Genomic DNA, 17,813 nt, shown 5'->3' with positions numbered 1-17,813 from the left:
TGGGATCTCATGCTGACATCGCTGCTGGATAATGACTTCTATAAGATCACGATGCAGAACGCCGTGATCAAACGCTTTCCTTATGCCCATGCGCGCTACGCCTTTATCAATCGTGGCGAGCATGCTTTTCCTGATGGCTTTGGCGCTGAACTTCGCTACGAAGTCGATAAGATGGCATCGCTGCGTTTGAGCGATGAGGAGAAGCGCTATCTCGAAATAACGTGCCCTTATCTCGACCCTACGTATCTCGATTTCCTTGCCGGGTTTCATTACAACCCCAGCGAGGTGATTGTAGAGCAGCAGGGGAGTGATCTTTCGGTGATCATTGAAGGGCCCTGGTATCGCACCATTCTCTGGGAAGTGCCGCTGATGGCGTTAATCAGCGAGCTGTGGTATCGGTTGCGTGGTGTGACGATCACCCCTGACGCTGATGCGATGATTGAACAGCGCGCCCAGGAGAAGATCGAACTCTACCGCCGTTTGGGTCTGAAAATCGCTGAGTTTGGCACCCGGCGGCGCTTCTCTTCTGACGTTCACGACCGGGTGGTTGGTGCACTTAGTCACCACGGCGGTGAGGCCTTCAGTGGCACCAGCAATGTGCTGATGGCCATGCACCACGGTGTTAAGCCGATCGGCACCCACGCTCACGAGTGGTTTATGTTCCACGGTGCTCGCTTCGGTTTCAAAATGGCCAATAGCCTGGCGCTGGAGCATTGGGTAGATGTGTATCGCGGTGATCTGGGGATCGCCTTAACGGATACCTTTACCTCTAAGGCGTTTTACGACAGCTTCGATAAGAAGTTCGCCAAGCTGTTCGATGGCGTTCGCCACGACAGTGGCGACCCTATCGAGTTTGCCTCCCAGACCATCGACCACTACGAGCGCTTGGGCATCAACCCGCTAAGTAAGACGATTATCTTCTCCGACGCGCTAACACCGGAGAAGGTCGAGCGGATACATACCTTCTGCAAAGGTCGCATCGGCATGGCGTTTGGTATTGGCACCAACTTCACTAATGATGTGGGTGTTGAGCCGATGAACATGGTGATCAAGATGGTCGAGGCGCGCCCGGAAGGGCAGGGCTGGCTGCCAGTGATCAAGCTTTCCGACGTGGCGGAAAAGAACACCGGCGACCCGGAGATGATCTCGCTGGCGAAGCGCATCTTGTCGCTGAATGGAATAATGCTTAGCCTCTAATCTGTTCGAAACATGGAAACCGCTTGTGGCTGATACCTCCAAACCACCCCATAATCCTCATGATCGGTTCTTTCGTAGCGCGATGGAAAACCACGCCGTCGCGCAGGGGTTCATGCAACATTATTTGCCCAAAAAAATCAGTGCTGCCTTGGATTTGGACAGTCTCAAGCTGGAGCATGATTGCTAAACTATGTGGTAGGAACAGGCAACGTGATTGACCTTGATCAGTTGATTGAAGAGAGCCATCGCTTGCCCCAGCCTATAGGAGATACCTTTATGACCATTGCCACCCAGTTGGAAGCCCGAGGTGAAGCGCGAGGTGAAGCCAAAGGCAAAATCGAGGGTAAAATCGAAACCGCTCGGAACCTTTTGCAAGAGGGGGCTGATCCCCAGTTTGTAGCCAAGGTGACGGGGTTGCCTATTGATGATGTTAAGCGCCTTCAAAACCACGCTGAATAAGGTAAGCCCTAATTTTTCACTGATCGGTGCAGTGGCGCATAGAGCGCATCGGTCAGCGTGGCGAAGCTGTGGCCAAGGGCACGCTCGTTGAATAGCTTTTCAAAGCTTGGCCATTGGTGGGAGAGGTAGGCGCTTTGGGCGACTTCGCCGGTTTGAAAGCGGCCGCCTTCGTAGGCGGTTTCGGCGGCGGCGTAGGCGTCGCTCTCCCTTGCGTTATCGGCTTCCAATTCCGGCGTACCTTGTTTGGCCAGCCAGGCGAAAGCGGCTTGCGGGGCCAGCGGTAGCGGGGCCTGCATGCCATCGCACCAGGCTTTGAGCATGTTTTGTAGCTGGTAGCGGGCATTCTCGGCGTCTAACGGTTCCAGCCGCACATGGCCTGCTTTTGAGAGTAGCTGGGTGGTCATGGGGCGCTCAATGTTGCCCGCCAAGTGAGCGACCCAGGGGCGGAGCAGGTGCTGCCAGCGGTACTGACCACGGCCACGCCCTTGGCTGACCAGGCTACTGCTGAGCAGTAGCAAGCGGCAGCGGTTGCCCGCGTCATCCTGGCGAAGTTCTCCCAGCCAGTCTTCCAGCGTTACCTTTCCTTCAACTCTTTCAACATGCACTGCCTGGGGCACCGCCACTACTTGCGGCCACTCTTGCAACGCTTCTTCGTAGGCGCCAAACAGGGCGTCCATTGGTTCTGCCAGCGCTTCGCGCATCCTCTCTCCAAAGGCACCCACGGCTAGCACGCCCTGGCCTTTAAAGCGTTCCAGTGCTGCGTGCAGTGCTTCCACTCGCGGCAGGCCGTTATCCACCGCTTGGCGCTGGGCGGCGATTAGCTGATCCTGCAACTGCCAGTTCTGTAGCCCGTTCAGGGTGAAGGGTTCAACGTCCAGCTGGGTAAGCTCCTCCTGCTCGAAATAGACTCCCAGGCGGGTGTTGAAAAACGCCTTGGCGGGTTCGCGTAAAAAGCTGCCTAGCTGGTTCAAGGTTAGCGTGCTTTGCTGTTCGCTATCTTCCTTAAGCTCTGGTGATTGTGAGCCTTGGGTGCTTTCGCCTCTTGGGGTGTGCAGGGCGTGCCACTCATGAGCATAGGTAAACAGCCGTGCTTGAGCGGGGGAATCGCTGGCTTGCTTGGTAAAGTAGCGGCGGCTAAACGGCTGCAGCGGGTGTTCAGTGGTCAGGGACTCCAAAAGCGGCTCGCCGTTTTGTGTGTGCCAGCCCGCTTCAAGATGGTCGCGCAGTTGGCCAACCAGCACCGAGGGTGGCATGGGGTTGTTGTCGACCTGGCTGCGCCCCACCCAGCTAATATAGAGCTGTTGGCGGGCAGAGAGCAGTGCTTCCAGAAACAGGTAGCGGTCGTCTTCACGCCTTGAGCGGTCGCCGGGGCGGTAGTCGCTGCCCATTAAGTCAAAATCCAGCGGCGGCTGCGAGCGCGGGTACTCGCCGTCGTTCATGCCCAGCAGGCACACATGCTTGAAGGGGATCGCACGCATCGGCATCAGGGTAGCGAAGTTGACTGCCCCCGCCAGGAAGCGCTGGGAAAGGCTGTGCTCATCGATTTGCCCTAGCCAGTGTTCACGCACCATGGAGAGCGGCAGCAGGTCAAAAAGCTCGGCTTCTTCGGTGCTGTCCAACAACTGCTGTAGCGCGGTTTCCAGCTTGGTGAGCATGACGCTCTCTTGAGCGTCGTCGGTCAAGAAGTAGGTTTCCAGCAGTTCACGCAGCCGGGCCACCCAGCTGGCGGCGTCGGTGGGCTGGCAGAAGGTTTCCCAGGTGCTTTCCAGTTTTTCCAGCAGATTTGCCAGCGGGCCTGCCAAAGAGGCTTCCAGCCCGCCAATATCATCGAATGGTTCGATGCCTTGCCACGCCTCTGCACTTCCCACCGTATACCCCAGTAGCAACCGGCGCAGGCCAAAGGCCCAGGTGTTCTGAGTTAGCCCTTCGGGTAGATCCAGCCGGGTGCGCTGCTCGGCATTGAGCCCCCAGCGGATGCCTGCACCCTCGATCCAGCGGCTGAGGGTCGGCAGGTCGTGCTCGTCGATGCCAAAGCGTGTGCGCAGCGCGGGGACTTCCAGTAGATCCAGCAGGTCGCTCACTGAAAGGCGAAGTTCTGGCAGGCGCAGTAGTTTTTCCAGCGCAATCATCAGCGGCAAGCGGTGGCGGCTGGCCTGATCCGAAAGGGTGTAAGGGATGTAGCGCGGGTCGTCGGGTCTCGCGTTCGCATTATAGCCACCGAAGGTGGAGCGGTACTGGCCGAACACCGCTTCTATGTGCGGCGCGTAGCGGTCGATATCCGGCACCATGACGATGATATCCCGCGGTCGCAAATCCGGGTCGGCGCTGAAGGCCGCCAGCAGCTGGTCGTGAAGGATCTCCACTTCCCGCTGGGGGCCGTGGGCGATATGGAACACGATGGAGTCGTCGCTGGCGGGGGCGAGCGCGGGCCAGTGGGTTTGGGTTTCCGCCACTGGGCGCAGCTCACGGATATCGTCTTGTAGCTGGCTGAGCAGGCAGTTGCGCTCTTCGCCGCTGAACGGCTCGAACATGTCGATGCGCAGCGCCTGCTGCTCGAATAGCGTTTGGTAGTTGCCCGCGTCGTCGTGTTCGTCGAGCAGGCGCAGGTAGTCGCGCCCCTGTTTGCCCCAGGCGGCCAGCAGCGGTTGGGCGTGCAGATGCAGGGCGTCGTCGGCATCACCGGTGCCGAGTACGTCCAGGGCGTCGGGCATGCCTGCCTTGCGCCGCTGGCGGTAGCGGCTGGCGCGGAGCAGGTCTTTGTGCTCGATGATATCCGCCCAGTAGTACTGGCAGGGGTTGTGCACGCAGAGCACGATTTGGCAGCAGCGCGACAGCGCCGCCAGGGCTTCTAACGTCTGTTGCGGCAGCGATGAGATGCCGAAAATAATCAATCGCCGGGGCAGGCCGGGTGGGCACGCTTGGCCTTCAAGCTGAACGGCGGCTTCTAGAAAGCGGCTGTGCACCTGGGCACGGCTGCTGTTAAGGCCTGCCTCGCCTAGATTATTAGCCACATCATCGCGCAGCGCGCGCCATAGCTCTGGCTGCCACAGCTGGTGTGCTTCCAGCGGGCGGGCTTCGCCCCGGGCGGTGATGAGTACATCGTTGCCCTTGGCCCAGGCGTCCAGCCAGTCGGCGCGATACACTTGGTACTGGTCGAATAGATCCGCCAGCCGCTCGGCCAGTTGGTAGTGCTTGCGCTGGTCGCGATCCACTTCTAAAAAGCGTGCCAGCGGAGCAAAAGCTTCCTGCTCGGCAAGGTTGGGCAGCAGGCGCAATAAGCGCCATATCAACCGCGATTTATCAAACGGCGAGGTTTCAGGCACCGCGTGGGCGTCGTGCGTTAAGTGAGTCAGCACCGTGCGGTAGGCCTGCCATAGAAAGCGCGCGGGCAGGGTGACGTTCAATGCCGCCGCTATGCCCGCACCGCCTTGGGCCGGGCCTTCCGCCAGCGCCAGTTTTAGCCACTGCCCAATGCCGTTGCTCTGTACCAGAATGGTCTCGTTCTCCAGCGGCGAGAGCGGATGTCGGCGCATCCACTCCACCGCCAAGCCGCGCAAATCTTCCAGGCGATTGGCATGTACCACCATAAAGCCCGGCGTTAACGGCGTTTGCGAGAGCAGCGAGTTTGCAGACATGCACGATGTTCCTTAGTTAATCATTCCTTTACGGCAGGGGCGGGATGACTAGGATATGTTGACGTTTGGGAATGAGGCACCGGCAAGATCAGCCGAACTCACTGGTCAGAGGTGTTGCTAAAAGCAATGAATGGGCGATAAGCGCTCTAGCTGCCCGCTTCTGGCCGCGATAGCGGTTTAATAGATAGGCGCAACCCCAAGGAGTTGGCTACTTTGCTAATGGTCGCAAAAGCCGGGTTTCCTTCCCCCGATAGGGCTTTGTAAAGCCCTTCACGGCTCATGCCTACGTCTTTGGCGAGTTGGCTCATGTTGCGGGCACGGGCGATATCACCAAGTGCGGCGGCAAGAAGAGCAGGATCATTTTCTTCCATTACTGCATCAAGATAGGCCGCAATATCCTCCTCAGTTTGAAGATAATCAGCAGTATCGTAGTGACTGAAAGTGACATTAGGAACGGTCATGGTGTTACTCCTTCCATTGCGCGGCAATGGCTTTGGCTAGTTCGATATCGTGGGATTGGGTGGCTTTATCACCACCGCACAGCAGAACCACGATTACTGGCCCTTTGGTAATATAATAGACGCGGTAGCCTGGCCCATAAGGAATTCGCAGTTCAGAAACGCCTTTACCGACCGGCTTCACATCTCCAGGGTTGCCCAGACTCAAACGTCGGATGCGGGCTTCAACCTTGGCGCGGGCACGGATATCGCGAAGCTCGCGTAGCCATCTATCGAAGACATCGGTTTTAATCAACTCGATCATGGTGATAACTATAGTTGGCAGTTCTGAGAGTGTCAACTTTGGTTGACGTCTAATCAAAAGCAAAGAAACGATGGGGGGAACGCTATGGTGTCAGGAGTTAATCATCTTGCGGGATGCGATATATTCGCCAAGCTATGCGGATACCGTGAACAACGCTAAGAGAGATTTCTAATGTCTGATTCATCGCAAAACTCCCGCCGCCACTCTTCCCAAGTAGTCGATGGCCCAGGCAAAGCCGCTAGCCGTGCCATGCTGCGCGCCGTGGGCTTTACGGATGCCGATTTCAAGAAGCCTCAGGTGGGTATTGCCTCTACCTGGAGCATGGTGACGCCCTGCAATAGTCATATTAACGAGCTGGCTGAGTTTGCCCGTGACGGTGCCGATGCAGGCGGTGGTAAAGGTGTTATTTTCAATACCATCACCATTTCCGATGGTATTGCCAACGGCACCGAAGGGATGAAGTATTCACTGGTGTCGCGGGAGGTGATCGCCGACTCCATCGAAACCGTCGCCGGTTGTGAAGGCTTTGATGGCTTAGTCGCCATTGGCGGTTGTGATAAAAACATGCCGGGCTGTCTGATGGGCCTGGCGCGTTTGAATCGCCCCAGCGTGTTCGTCTATGGCGGCACCATTATGCCCGGCAAGGGGCATACCGATATCGTTTCGGTCTTCGAGGCGATGGGTGCGCACTCCCGTGGTGATATCGACCTGATTGAGCTTAAGAACATCGAAGAAACGGCGATCCCTGGCCCTGGCTCCTGTGGCGGCATGTACACCGCCAACACCATGGCGTCGGCGATTGAAGCCTTGGGCATGAGCCTGCCGGGTAGCTCGGCGCAAAATGCCATCTCCCAAGAGAAGCGTGACGACTGCAAAGCGGCGGGCGAGGCGGTGCTGGCGCTGCTGGCGGACGATATCAAACCCTCCGATATTATGACCCGCGAGGCGTTCGAGAACGCGATAACTGTCGTCATTGCTTTGGGTGGCTCTACCAATGCGGTGCTGCATCTTATCGCCATGGCGCGCACCATCGGCGTTGAACTGTCGCTGTCCGATTTCACTGAAATAGGTAAGCGCGTACCGGTGCTCGCTGACCTGCGCCCCAGCGGCCACTACATGATGAGCGAGCTGGTGGCGATTGGCGGTATTCAGCCGCTGATGAGAATGCTGTTGGATGCGGGCTTGCTCAACGGCAACTGCTTGACCGTCACCGGCAAAACGTTGGAAGAGAACCTTGCTGAGGTTGAGCCTTACCCTGCTGAACCGCCGATTATTGCATCGCTGGGTAATCCGATTAAAACGGAAAGCCATCTGCGCATGCTCTACGGCAACTTGGCACCGGAAGGCGCGGTAGCGAAGATTACCGGGAAGGAGGGCACTCGCTTCTCTGGTTCAGCGCGGGTATTTGGCTCGGAAGAAGAGGCCCAGGCGCGTATTAACGATGGCACCGTCGTTGCAGGCGATGTGGTGGTGATTCGCTATGAAGGGCCGAAAGGTGGCCCCGGCATGCGTGAAATGCTCACACCGACCTCGGCGATTATGGGCCGTGGTTTGGGTAACGACGTGGCGCTAATTACCGATGGGCGCTTCTCCGGTGGCAGCCACGGTTTTGTGGTCGGCCATGTGTCACCGGAAGCTTTTGACGGCGGCCCGTTGGCGCTGGTGAAAGATGGCGATACCATCACCATCGATGCTGAAGCGGATACCATCGACGTTGACCTCTCCGATGAAGAGCTGATGCGCCGCCGCGCCGCCTGGCAGCAGCCAGAACCCCGCTATACACGCGGTGTGCTGGCTAAGTATGCGCGTTTGGTTAGCTCGGCCAGCACCGGCGCGGTGACCGACCAGGAGTAATCCGTGTTGTCGTTATGAGCGTATCCTCATGAGCACGCTGTCATAAAGAATTAAAGCGCAAGGCTTAGTATAAAAGCCTTGCGCTTTTTTATTGGGATAACAGGTGGCCGAAATGGTGGAGCAATCGCAGGCAAGCGAGCGCATAGGTGAGGTGTTTTGGATATTTTTAGCACTCGGCTTAACTTCTTTTGGCGGCCCGGTAGCGCACCTGGGGTATTTTCGCACGGCCTTTGTGGAACGGCGCCAGTGGCTCTCTGAGCAGGCCTATGCTGATCTAGTGGCGCTGTGTCAGTTCTTACCGGGCCCGCCAGCAGCCAGGTGGGCTTTGCTCTTGGCCTATTGCGCGCGGGGCCTTGGGGGGCTGCCATGGCGTGGCTGGCGTTTACACTGCCCTCGGCGATTATCCTGGTGCTGTTTGCGTTTGGCGCGGCGGTGCTGGATGGCCCTATTGGCAGTGGCATTATCCATGGCTTAAAAGTGGTGGCGGTGGCGATTGTCGCCCACGCGGTGTGGGGCATGGCGCGTAATCTCTGCCCGGATAAAACCCGCACGGGAATCGCGCTTGCGGCGGTATTTACGGTGGTGCTGGTCAGTGGCCCACTGGGTCAGGTGTCGGCGATTGTGTTGGGGGCTTAGCCGGGCTAACACTGTGTCGCGATAGCGCTGCCGCTACGGCAAGTGAGTCGCTGCATTTTCCGGTGACGCGTAAGGCAGGCATGGTGGCGCTGGGGGTATTCGCAGGGCTGTTGATTCTGCTGCCGTTATTGGCGGGGATGGCGGTTTGGCTGGATATCGCCGATGCGTTTTACCGTTCAGGCGCATTAGTGTTTGGTGGCGGGCACGTAGTGCTTCCGCTGTTGGAAGCGGAAGTGGTGCAGTTGGGTTGGCTTACGTCGGATGAGTTTTTGGCTGGTTACGGTGCCGCCCAGGCGGTACCGGGGCCGCTGTTTACGTTTGCGGCTTACTTAGGCGCGCTGCTGCCCGGTATCAATGGTTTAGTCGGTGCTTTGCTGGCGCTGCTGGCAATCTTTATCCCCGGCTTTTTGCTGTTAGTGGGCGTGCTGCCGTTTTGGAATCAATTTCGTCAGTGGGGCAGTGCCCAGGCGCTAATGCGCGGTGCCAATGCGGCGGTGGTAGGCATTTTAGGCGCAGCGCTTTATCAGCCGGTGTGGACGAGTGCGATCATTGGTGCAGAGGAGTTTGCCCTGGCGTTAACCGGTTTCTTGCTATTAACCGTATGGAAGCTGCCCGCTTGGGTAGTGGTGGTGGTTGTAGCGTTTGGGGGTATTGCGATTGCGCCATGAGCCGTCATTACGAACGAAGTGAAGTAATCTCGGGATTGGGGTAGGCGTGAAAAAAGCTTTCTTGGCAGACCGCCGGGAGGCGGCCTGCGTGGAGTGGAGAAGTGGGAACAGCAGAAAAAGTGTCTGCTATGGCGCCTCCAGCTCTAAGGTGCGACGCAGGGCGTGAAGTTCATCCACTCCCAGATGCTCAAGCCTTCCGGCGAGCAGGTCGCTGATTTTCTGAACGGGAAGCCCTGCCCGGCGGGCAATTTCTCGACTTCCTAGGTCTGATACGGCGATCAGACGCGTGATAATACGCATTAATCGCGTACGTCTTTCAAGTTCCCTGACGTCGAGGTCAGGGCTGCTTCGCGGAGGATCAAGCTGTTCCGCAGTGGCAGTTGCGCGTGCCGTGCTCATGTGGCTCCATCAGTCTGAAATGACAAACACACAATGCCGCCAACCGGTGCGCATTTCAATGCCTATTTTGATGAAAATTTCACGACCTCGGCAACGCCCGCAAACGGGCTAGCTCTGGTAGACTATTCGCCTTCCTATTTTGATGTGTGCCTGACCCGGCGCACGCTGTTTTTTAATTTAGTTTCGCTTTTTATAGGCCGTTGGGCCGAGGAGTTTTGCATGTCGTCGAACAGCGCACCCAAGGTGGGCGTGATCATGGGATCCAAGTCCGACTGGCCAGTCATGGAGCACGCTGTTTCCATGCTGGAGCGTTTGGGCGTGGCTTATGAAACTCGCGTGGTGTCAGCACACCGTACACCTGACCTGCTGTTTGACTATGCCAAGAGCGCTGCCGAGCGCGGTTTGCAGGTAATTGTGGCAGGCGCGGGCGGTGCTGCTCACTTGCCAGGTATGGTGGCCTCGCAAACGCCACTCCCGGTACTGGGTGTGCCGGTGGAGTCGAAAGCACTAAAAGGTTTGGATTCGCTGCTCTCCATTGCGCAGATGCCCGCGGCATCGCAGTGGGCACCTTGGCGATTGGTAAAGCGGGCGCGACCAACGCAGGGTTGTTAGCAGCGCAGATTGTTGGCCTGCAAGATGCGACCGTGAGAAGTGCGGTAGAAGCGTTTCGTGCCGAGCAGACTCAGAAAGTTCTCGACAACCCTGACCCGCGCCCCGAGCCGGAAGCGGAATAAGGAGTCTGGCTATGAACTCTGGTATTGCAAAAAACATTGGCGTACTGGGTGCAGGTCAATTAGGCCGCATGTTGGCGCTAGCGGGTTATCCGCTGGGTAATCGTTTCACTTTTTTAGATACTACGGGTAATCCCAGTGCTGGAATTGGCGATGTAATTGTCGATCCTAATAACCAGCACCTGGCTGAGTTTTTGGCCAAGGTTGATGTAGTGACCTACGAGTTCGAACACCTGCCCGTTCAACTGTTGCGCGAAATTGAGCAGCACAAGCCGGTTTATCCCAGCAGTCGTGCCATTGAAGTGTGCCAGAACCGGGTCGAAGAGAAGACACTGTTTGATCGTCTAGGCATTCCGACCCCTGCTTACCGGGTAGTGCAGAGCGCCGAGCAGCTTGAAGCCGCCGCCCGTGAGTTGGGTTGCCCGGTGGTGGCAAAATCGGTCACTGAAGGCTACGACGGTAAAGGCCAGGCCGTCTTGAAACAGCCTGAGCAGGCTGGCGAGGCGTGGAGCGCAATTGGCCATTCGCAGTTGGTCGTTGAGGCCTTCGTCGACTTCGTGCGGGAAGTCTCGATGATTGCCGTGCGCGGTCGCGATGGCGAGGTGGTGTTCTACCCCATGGCCGAGAACCAGCATGTGGATGGCATCCTGCGCTACTCTGTGGCGCCGCTGCCGGATCTGGACGCCAGCGTTCAGCAAACCGCTGATGGCTATATTCGTGCGTTGTTGGATGAGCTGGATTACGTGGGCGTGCTGGCGCTAGAGCTGTTTCAAACCCGCGATGGCAGCCTGCTCGCCAACGAAATGGCGCCCCGGGTGCATAACTCCGGCCACTGGACGATGGATGGCGCGGTGACCAGCCAGTTCGAAAACCACCTGCGCGCGATACAGGGCTTGCCCTTAGGCGATACCCAGGCGATTGCCCCCACCTGCATGATTAACGTGATTGGGCGTGAAGGCGATAACGCGGCGATTCTAGCGCTTGCTAATACGCACCTGCATCGCTACGACAAAGCTGAGCGCGCTGGTCGCAAGCTTGCCCACATCAATATTCTGGCACCTAACCATGCCGAACTACTGGAAAAAGTTAACGTCTGTAGTGCGTTACTGCCGGAGGCGCCGCCGCCACAGCTAAGCTTTTCCATCAAACAGTAGTTTCTACAGCCGCCTGCTTAGCTCAGGCGGCTTTTTTCTACCAATGTTGTCCAATCATGCAACTTTTATCGCTAAAAGTGACTAAATGCGCTAAAAAGGAGCCACAACAAAAAATCAGCTAATTATGCTGATCTTAATAGCGACTTTTAGGCGGATAGTTAGTATGCCTCACTCTTCAACTACTGGGTCTGCCCCTGGGCTGCGCAGTGGTTTCCATCGCGACCACCATGTCACTGTAAAGCGCCTGCATAGCGAAAAAGTACGTCTGCTGTACGACAACCTTTGGCAACCGGTGCTAAGCAGCGTGTTGGCAGGCATGCTGCTAGTCGCAGCCATGTGGCCAGTGGTCGCAAGCTGGGTACTGCTCACCTGGCTCGCAGTATTGACCTTTGTTTCGTTCGCTCGCCTTGCCTTGGCCTACTATTTTCGCCGCTTACCGGCACAGCAACAGCAGCGCCGCCGCTGGCTATACCGGTTTAGCGCCGGGGCAGTTTTAGCTGGCTGTGTCTGGGGAGTCGGCGGGGTCGTTCTGTTTACTGGCGAAAATCACGGTCAGGTGGCTGCGCTTTCGATTGTATTGGCGGGCATTGCTGCCGGTGGTGTCACAACGCTTTCGGCCGTTTGGTGGGTGGCACTCGGTTTTGTGCTGCCGATTTTGCTTCCCTGCTAGTGCAGTTTTTACTATTAGGTTCACCGCTGGCAGTTTTAATTGGTGCCATGCTTAGCCTGTTTCTTGGCCTGATTGTTACCACTAGTCGACGTTTAAGCAGAATTATTCACGATAACATTGCCCTGCGGGTGAATATGTCGGCCCGGGAGGCGCAGTTGCAAGAGAGCGAAAATCGCTACCGCTCTATCTTTCAACGCTCGCCGTTGGGAGTGCTGCATTTTGATAGCCAGGGTTTCATCACTGATTGTAATAGTAAGCTGTTGGAGATACTGGACGTTAACCGCGCTCAGTTGCTCGGCTATAAGATGCTATCCAGCTCGGCGAATCCAGAGGTTGCCAAGGCCGTGCGCAATGCCCTCGCTAAAGGAACTGGCTATTATGAGGGAACTTACTATTTGCCCAAAGCGAGCGCAGGCACCCCGCTACGGGCATTCTTCAACGGTGTGCATAGTGCCAGTAATGAGATGGTCGGCGGCGTAGCCATTATTGAAGATTTCACCGAGCGTAAGCGTGCTGAGGCGATCATTTACCGTCAGGCTTTTTATGACTCTCTCACCGATCTACCCAATCGGCGGCTGTTTATCGAGCGTTTGGCAACTCTTTGCGATGAGAAACAAACAGAGCCTCAGAGCGGGTTACTGATGTTTTTGGATATGGATCGCTTTAAGTTGATTAATGACACTTTGGGACATGCAGCGGGCGATAATCTACTAGTGCAAGTGGCTCGCCGCCTTGAAAGCTGCTTGAACGGGGAGGATATGGCTGCTCGTCTCAGCGGGGATGAGTTTGTGCTAATGGCCCTGCTTGGCGAGGGGGCAGATGAGACCCTGGAGGCGCGTGCTGAGACTTATATGCTTAAGGTTCAGCAGGCTCTCTCTCAGCCTTACCGACTGGCAAGTAACGATACCAACGTAACGCCCAGCATAGGCTATACCTGCTTCACAACCGTCGCTTGCGATTACGAAGAAGTACTTAAACAAGCGGATATTGCGATGTATCGTGCAAAAACAGAAGGCCGGGCGCAGCTTTGCCGCTACCAGCCCTGGATGCGCGATAAAATGCAGTGATCCGAACGCTTAAGCCAATTGACCGATTAGCAGCACCCATAAAGCGATTAACGCAAAGTGGCCGGGGTACCACGCTAACCATAAACGTCGCGGCATCACTAAGTAGACGGGGGGGATTCGTTGCGCTGCACCTGCAGCAAGTACCAGCACGATGAGGCACGTACCTACAGTAAACGATTTGGCCATGTCAGAGGCATTCATTTGCCCGGCAATCCAGAGTGCTGGAAATGCCGCTAGGCCTGCCCATAGGCGCGCTTGGAAATGGCTCTCAGTTTGGCTCAAGGCGTGCATCGCGAACATTAATAGCGGAATCAGCAGCAGCCCGTTGTGCCCGTACTCCACCCAAAAACCGAGTAGATACCACACGGTCACACCTACCGCTGCACCGGCTAACAACCAGGGCAAACCTAACGTTTGCTGCTGGTAGTGCTGCCAGCCTTGGCGCACTAGCGCACCTAAGGTTAAACCACTGGCCAGGGTAAAGCAGACGTTGAGGATAAATGCGTCTGATGCGCGTGGCATCATCATGTAGGGGAGTTGGGCAACCAAGCCGATAATTAGAATTCGGCGCGAGTAGCGCAGTGGGTTGCGGGTATTAAACAGGCCGTGCCAGGCCACCATGGCGGCAAACAGCGGGAAGGCGATACGGCCAATGGAAGACCCGGCCCAGCTTAGATCCCAATCGCCGGGCAGCACATAGCGAGTGAGGTGATCCACGGTCATGGTAATCAACGCCAGCCACTGTCCCAGCCGGTCCAGTGAGAAGAGAGGCGAGGTAGCGTGCCTGCATGTGGGCTAGTCGGGTGAGCCATAAAACCTCCGTGTTGAACATGCGCGATGATACAGAGACAGAGGTAGCTTTACCTAGTTCACTGAATTTTCAGCGTTAGGTAGAAACGCATCACCCCGGCGGTTGCCGGGGTGATGGACACTAGGGCCTGTTGACGTTTCATCGCGAACCGCGTTGCCCCACAAAGCGCGTCAGACAAGGCGCAAAACGCTGGGAAGGGTGGTTCCCTTTTCAAGTTTTGCAACGCCGTATGGCGCGCTTTGCGGGGCAACCCGAAGGGCTGGGCCCGTTTTTATCCGCGGCGGCGTTAGTCGTCGTTCATTTGGAACCACCAAACTTCTCTCCTCCTGCCTTGCCGCGAATAAAAACGGGCTCCAGCGCGGCCGCGAGTGAAACGTCAACAGGCCCTAGGGCTTGCTGTGATGCTTACTCTTGCCCACCGAAATAACGGTTGTAGATCTCGTCGTAAGTGCCGTCTTCTTTCACTTCAGCCAGGGCTTCGTTGAACTGCTCAGCGAGTGCTTCGTCGCGTTGACGGAACGCGATACCAAAGCCATCACCAAAATACTCTTTAGGTTCGGTGAGCATCTCGCCGACAACAACGTAGTTGCCTTCTTCGCTATCCAGTAACGTGGACTTACCGACTGGGTAGTCGAGGAACAATATGTCCAAACGCTCGGACTCCATGTCCAGCACCATGTCATCGGCGGTAGAATAGCGGTTGATGTCGGCGACATCGCCATACATGTCGGTGACGTAATTGTCCTGCAGAGTGCCGCGCTGAACGCCGATAGTCATGCCGGCGAGCGACTCTTCATTGGTTGCATCAAGGTCGGTGCCTTCAGGAGCAAACCAGGCGGACGGCGGGGTGATGTAGGGGTCAGAGAACAGCACTTGCTCGCGACGGTCATCATTGATCGTCATGGAGGACATAATAGCGTCGTATTTGCGTGCCATGAGACCCGGGATAATGCCGTCCCAGCCCTGTACAACCCATTCACATTCAACACCGATACGCTCACAGAGGGCGTTGCCCAGGTCGATATCAAAGCCGGTCAGCTCGCCATCCGGCGTGCGATATTCCATCGGCTCGTAAGGCACATCAACCCCGATACGTAGTTGGTCTTCTTGCGCCTGGGCGGCGCTTGCTGCAACGGCTAAGCCTAGCAGTGAGACAGACAGCAGTTTTTTCATTATGTATCTCCTTGGAAGCAGAGTTCATCTAAGCAACCACCGCCTAATGATGGCGTTGCCTATATGGCGTTGACCACGTTAGTCACAGGTTGCGTTGTGATGATCATTGATAACTTATCCTAACTCGGCGTTGACGAAAAGCGCTTGATGATTCGTAAACCAACGTTTTTTCACACTAGGAGTTCTGTGGCTGTAGATGTGCGAGCAGCTTTTTTTCTAGATAACGAAAGAGATACAGGATGGTGAAGGTTAAACACAGGTATATCGCTGCCACAAACAAGAATGCGTCAAAAGGCGCATAAAAACGCGCATAGACAAAGCGCGCCGCGCCGGTCAGATCCATAATCGTCACTACGCTGGCAATAGCGCTGGCATGTAGCATGAAAATGACTTCGTTGCCGTAGGCCGGCAGTGCGCGACGAAAAGCGCTGGGATAATAATGCGCCGCATGGTCTGCTGAGGTGACATGCCATAGGCACGAGCCGCTTCAATTTCACCTTTCGAGGTAGACTTAATCGCGCCGCGAAAAATCTCGGTCGTATAGGCGGCGGTGTTGAGGGTAAATGCAATGAGTGCGGGAACGAACGGTTCTTCAAGTATCACCCATAGCCAGCTTTCTTGGATTCCGTCCACAAACACCACGCCGTAATAAATCAGGTAGAGTTGGATGAGTAGCGGTGTGCCACGAAAAACATAGGTGTAAGCAAAAATAGGCCACTTAATCCAGGCGTGTTTTGAACCACGCCCAATGGCAAGGGGTACCGCAGCGATTAAGCCAATGACCAGCGATAAAAAGACCAGTTGCACCGTGGTGGTCAGCCATCGCCATAGTAGGAAAGCGTTTGCAGCGTGAAAATACTGTTCTCGGCAAGCTGATTTTCGAGCCATGTCATGAAAGCGGTCATTAGTCTGCCTCCCCATAGCCAATGTTGTAGCGTTTTTGCAGACGAGCAAAGATCCACTCCGAAACGCTGGCGATGAGCAGATAGATAAGCGCGACAATAATCATGAAAGTGAAAGGTTCGCGCGTCGCTTTAGAGGCTTCTGAGGCGACACGCACCATATCAGAAAGCCCGATTACCGAGACCAGTGCTGTGGTTTTGAGCAATACCATCCAGTTGTTGGAAAGGCCAGGCAGTGCATGGCGCATCATCTGCGGAAAACGGACGCGACGAAAAACCAGCCCATCGCTCATGCCATAGGCTTTACCTGCTTCGATTTGCCCATTATCGACCGCCATAAAAGCGCCGCGAAAGGTTTCCCCCATATAGGCCCCGAAGATTAGCCCAATGGTGACAACGCCCGCGACGAAGGCATTAATATTGATAAAAATATCGATATCGAACGAGTAGTAAATCCAGTCGGTGATCATGTTGACGCCAATTTGGCCGCCGAAAAAAAACAGCATCATCAACACGAGGTCGGGCACACCGCGAATAAGTGTGGTGTAAAGCGTGGCAAGACGATGAGCTAACCAGTTGCGCGACATCTTCGCGCTGGCGGTCAGGAGCCCTAAAATAATCGCTAAAATCAGCGACAACACCGCTAGTTGGATGGTGACGCCAGCCCCTTCGATCAGCCGGGGGCCATACCCTTGTAAATCAATCATGGTCAGCCTCGCGGATCAGTAATTAGGTGCCAGGAATTGCTGCAGGCGCGGTGATTGCGGGTTGCCTAACACTTGATCGGGCGGGCCAGCCTCTTCCACCAGGCCCTGGTGAAGGTAAATCACTTGGCTAGAGACATCACGGGCAAACCCCATCTCGTGAGTCACCACGACCATGGTGCGCCCCTCTTCAGCGAGGTCGTGCATGACTTTCAATACGTCACCGACCAATTCCGGGTCAAGGGCGGAGGTGGGTTCGTCAAACAGCATCACTTCTGGATCCATCGCCAGTGCGCGGGCAATAGCGCCGCGCTGCTGTTGGCCGCCGGACATCTGTGCTGGGTAGGCGTTGGCGCGGGCCGTTAAGCCAACCCGATCGAGCAGTGCATGGGCGTGCTCCAAGGCTTCTTTTTTGGGTTTTTTCAGCACATGAATCGGCGCTTCGATGATGTTTTCGAGCAGCGTCATGTGGGCCCACAGGTTAAAGCTCTGGAACCCATGGAGAGCTTGGCGCGCATTTGTACCACCTGCTTCCAATCTTCAGGTTCGCGGCCGTGCTTCGTGGTCTTAAAGCGAATGGGTTCGCCATGGACAATGAGGTCGCCATCGTCGGGCTGTTCAAGCAAGTTCATGCAGCGCAAAAAAGTACTTTTACCCGATCCAGAGGCACCAATCAGGGTAATCACATCGCCCTTTTGGGCTTGTAATGAAAGACCTTTCAGAACTTCCGTATCGCCAAAGCGTTTTTTAATATTACGCACTTCAAGGGGAGTAGGCGTAGCGGCCATATCATTGGCTCCAGTACAGAGTTGCCGCAGCAACAAGTGGGTTTGTTTGATGCGGCTGGCGCGAAAAAGGGGCGATTCTATCAGGCTGGGCGCATTATGCGCGCTTTCCTTCTAACATTATGCACTCGACGATAGTCGTATCGACGTCGAGGGTCCTGTTGTCGCCTCACCATTGTTATTGTCTTAGCTAAAGTAGATCCTGC

14 protein-coding genes and 5 pseudogenes are annotated in these 17,813 nt (G+C 56.0%); 10 read left to right on the top strand and 9 right to left on the bottom strand.

Going from position 1 to position 17,813, the window contains the following annotated elements; translation table 11 throughout:
• The first annotated feature begins 9 nt into the window (after positions 1 to 9).
• From pncB to FDY98_RS22655, 3 genes are read left to right on the top strand one after another with little or no spacing between them, the layout of a single operon-like run.
• Positions 10 to 1,197 (top strand): nicotinate phosphoribosyltransferase, encoded by a 1,188-nt coding sequence (gene pncB, locus FDY98_RS22665; protein ID WP_155706221.1) that lies wholly within the window; start codon positions 10 to 12, stop codon positions 1,195 to 1,197.
• A 25-nt stretch (positions 1,198 to 1,222) separates the two neighbouring features.
• The gene (locus tag FDY98_RS22660) at positions 1,223 to 1,384 is read left to right on the top strand and encodes an Rpn family recombination-promoting nuclease/putative transposase (RefSeq protein ID WP_081742650.1); all 162 of its coding nucleotides are present in this window, start codon (positions 1,223 to 1,225) and stop codon (positions 1,382 to 1,384) included.
• A 23-nt stretch (positions 1,385 to 1,407) separates the two neighbouring features.
• Positions 1,408 to 1,656 (top strand): hypothetical protein, encoded by a 249-nt coding sequence (locus FDY98_RS22655; RefSeq protein WP_155706220.1) that lies wholly within the window; start codon positions 1,408 to 1,410, stop codon positions 1,654 to 1,656.
• An 8-nt stretch (positions 1,657 to 1,664) separates the two neighbouring features.
• Here the strand turns inward: FDY98_RS22655 and recC are convergent, their stop codons facing one another.
• From recC to FDY98_RS22640, 3 genes are all read right to left on the bottom strand, one after another.
• A complete protein-coding gene (recC, locus tag FDY98_RS22650) occupies positions 1,665 to 5,291 on the bottom strand; it encodes an exodeoxyribonuclease V subunit gamma (protein ID WP_027960120.1) in 3,627 nt (1,208 codons plus the stop codon).
• Between the two features lie 146 nt (positions 5,292 to 5,437).
• The gene (locus tag FDY98_RS22645) at positions 5,438 to 5,752 is read right to left on the bottom strand and encodes an addiction module antidote protein (RefSeq protein WP_022522689.1); all 315 of its coding nucleotides are present in this window, start codon (positions 5,750 to 5,752) and stop codon (positions 5,438 to 5,440) included.
• Between the two features lie 4 nt (positions 5,753 to 5,756).
• Positions 5,757 to 6,053: a type II toxin-antitoxin system RelE/ParE family toxin gene (locus FDY98_RS22640; protein ID WP_022522690.1), complete on the bottom strand. Its 297-nt coding sequence runs from the start codon at positions 6,051 to 6,053 to the stop codon at positions 5,757 to 5,759.
• A 171-nt stretch (positions 6,054 to 6,224) separates the two neighbouring features.
• Here FDY98_RS22640 and ilvD point away from each other — a divergent pair, with 171 nt between their 5' ends.
• The 3 genes and pseudogenes from ilvD (at position 6,225) to FDY98_RS29815 (ending at position 9,211) form a co-directional block, all read left to right on the top strand.
• Positions 6,225 to 7,907 (top strand): dihydroxy-acid dehydratase, encoded by a 1,683-nt coding sequence (gene ilvD, locus FDY98_RS22635; RefSeq protein ID WP_009287633.1) that lies wholly within the window; start codon positions 6,225 to 6,227, stop codon positions 7,905 to 7,907.
• Between the two features lie 112 nt (positions 7,908 to 8,019).
• Positions 8,020 to 8,543 (top strand): annotated as a pseudogene (locus tag FDY98_RS29820) (chromate transporter).
• Positions 8,544 to 8,605: 62 nt separating this feature from the next.
• Positions 8,606 to 9,211, top strand: coding sequence for a chromate transporter (locus FDY98_RS29815; RefSeq protein ID WP_442907982.1), 606 nt, complete (start codon positions 8,606 to 8,608; stop codon positions 9,209 to 9,211).
• Positions 9,212 to 9,337: 126 nt separating this feature from the next.
• Here FDY98_RS29815 and FDY98_RS22625 read toward each other — a convergent pair whose 3' ends face one another.
• Entirely contained in the window at positions 9,338 to 9,610 is a 273-nt protein-coding gene (locus tag FDY98_RS22625; RefSeq protein WP_027960122.1) for an XRE family transcriptional regulator, read from the bottom strand.
• 219 nt (positions 9,611 to 9,829) lie between these two features.
• Here FDY98_RS22625 and purE point away from each other — a divergent pair.
• The 4 genes and pseudogenes from purE (at position 9,830) to FDY98_RS28865 (ending at position 13,232) form a co-directional block, all read left to right on the top strand.
• Positions 9,830 to 10,344: pseudogene (purE, locus tag FDY98_RS22620) on the top strand (5-(carboxyamino)imidazole ribonucleotide mutase).
• 11 nt (positions 10,345 to 10,355) lie between these two features.
• Positions 10,356 to 11,495 (top strand): 5-(carboxyamino)imidazole ribonucleotide synthase, encoded by a 1,140-nt coding sequence (locus FDY98_RS22615; RefSeq protein WP_035538800.1) that lies wholly within the window; start codon positions 10,356 to 10,358, stop codon positions 11,493 to 11,495.
• A gap of 163 nt (positions 11,496 to 11,658) precedes the next feature.
• On the top strand, positions 11,659 to 12,165 hold the full coding sequence (locus tag FDY98_RS28870) for a hypothetical protein (protein WP_340146946.1): 507 nt from the start codon (positions 11,659 to 11,661) through the stop codon (positions 12,163 to 12,165).
• A 47-nt stretch (positions 12,166 to 12,212) separates the two neighbouring features.
• Positions 12,213 to 13,232, top strand: coding sequence for a sensor domain-containing diguanylate cyclase (locus FDY98_RS28865; RefSeq protein ID WP_340146945.1), 1,020 nt, complete (start codon positions 12,213 to 12,215; stop codon positions 13,230 to 13,232).
• Positions 13,233 to 13,241: 9 nt separating this feature from the next.
• On the opposite strand, the pseudogene FDY98_RS22605 reads toward FDY98_RS28865, so the two are convergent.
• From FDY98_RS22605 to FDY98_RS22585, 5 genes and pseudogenes are all read right to left on the bottom strand, one after another.
• Positions 13,242 to 14,044: pseudogene (locus FDY98_RS22605) on the bottom strand (TraX family protein).
• A 404-nt stretch (positions 14,045 to 14,448) separates the two neighbouring features.
• On the bottom strand, positions 14,449 to 15,216 hold the full coding sequence (locus tag FDY98_RS22600; protein WP_009287639.1) for a transporter substrate-binding domain-containing protein: 768 nt from the start codon (positions 15,214 to 15,216) through the stop codon (positions 14,449 to 14,451).
• 175 nt (positions 15,217 to 15,391) lie between these two features.
• Positions 15,392 to 16,121, bottom strand: a pseudogene (locus FDY98_RS22595) (ABC transporter permease).
• Positions 16,121 to 16,825, bottom strand: a complete 705-nt coding sequence (locus FDY98_RS22590) for an ABC transporter permease (protein ID WP_027960125.1) — start codon at positions 16,823 to 16,825, stop codon at positions 16,121 to 16,123. Before FDY98_RS22590 ends, FDY98_RS22595 begins: the two are co-directional and overlap by 1 nt.
• 15 nt (positions 16,826 to 16,840) lie before the next feature.
• A pseudogene (locus FDY98_RS22585) lies at positions 16,841 to 17,610 on the bottom strand (ABC transporter ATP-binding protein).
• Positions 17,611 to 17,813: the final 203 nt, after the last annotated feature.

Source organism: Halomonas sp. PA16-9 (assembly GCF_009728585.1).
GTDB classification, from domain to species: Bacteria; Pseudomonadota; Gammaproteobacteria; order Pseudomonadales; family Halomonadaceae; genus Vreelandella; species Vreelandella titanicae.
Note: the sequence above shows the minus strand (reverse complement) of the source record. Positions and strands in the feature narration are given on the sequence as shown.

Coding starts and splice junctions, on each gene's coding strand:
- pncB (WP_155706221.1), top strand. CDS start 10: ATGCTGACATCGCTGCTGGATAATGACTTCTATAAGATCACGATGCAG.
- FDY98_RS22640 (WP_022522690.1), bottom strand. CDS start 6,053: ATGATCGAGTTGATTAAAACCGATGTCTTCGATAGATGGCTACGCGAG.
- ilvD (WP_009287633.1), top strand. CDS start 6,225: ATGTCTGATTCATCGCAAAACTCCCGCCGCCACTCTTCCCAAGTAGTC.
- FDY98_RS22615 (WP_035538800.1), top strand. CDS start 10,356: ATGAACTCTGGTATTGCAAAAAACATTGGCGTACTGGGTGCAGGTCAA.
- FDY98_RS22600 (WP_009287639.1), bottom strand. CDS start 15,216: ATGAAAAAACTGCTGTCTGTCTCACTGCTAGGCTTAGCCGTTGCAGCA.
- recC (WP_027960120.1), bottom strand. CDS start 5,291: ATGTCTGCAAACTCGCTGCTCTCGCAAACGCCGTTAACGCCGGGCTTT.
- FDY98_RS28865 (WP_340146945.1), top strand. CDS start 12,213: ATGCTTAGCCTGTTTCTTGGCCTGATTGTTACCACTAGTCGACGTTTA.
- FDY98_RS22625 (WP_027960122.1), bottom strand. CDS start 9,610: ATGAGCACGGCACGCGCAACTGCCACTGCGGAACAGCTTGATCCTCCG.
- FDY98_RS22645 (WP_022522689.1), bottom strand. CDS start 5,752: ATGACCGTTCCTAATGTCACTTTCAGTCACTACGATACTGCTGATTAT.
- FDY98_RS28870 (WP_340146946.1), top strand. CDS start 11,659: ATGCCTCACTCTTCAACTACTGGGTCTGCCCCTGGGCTGCGCAGTGGT.
- FDY98_RS22590 (WP_027960125.1), bottom strand. CDS start 16,825: ATGATTGATTTACAAGGGTATGGCCCCCGGCTGATCGAAGGGGCTGGC.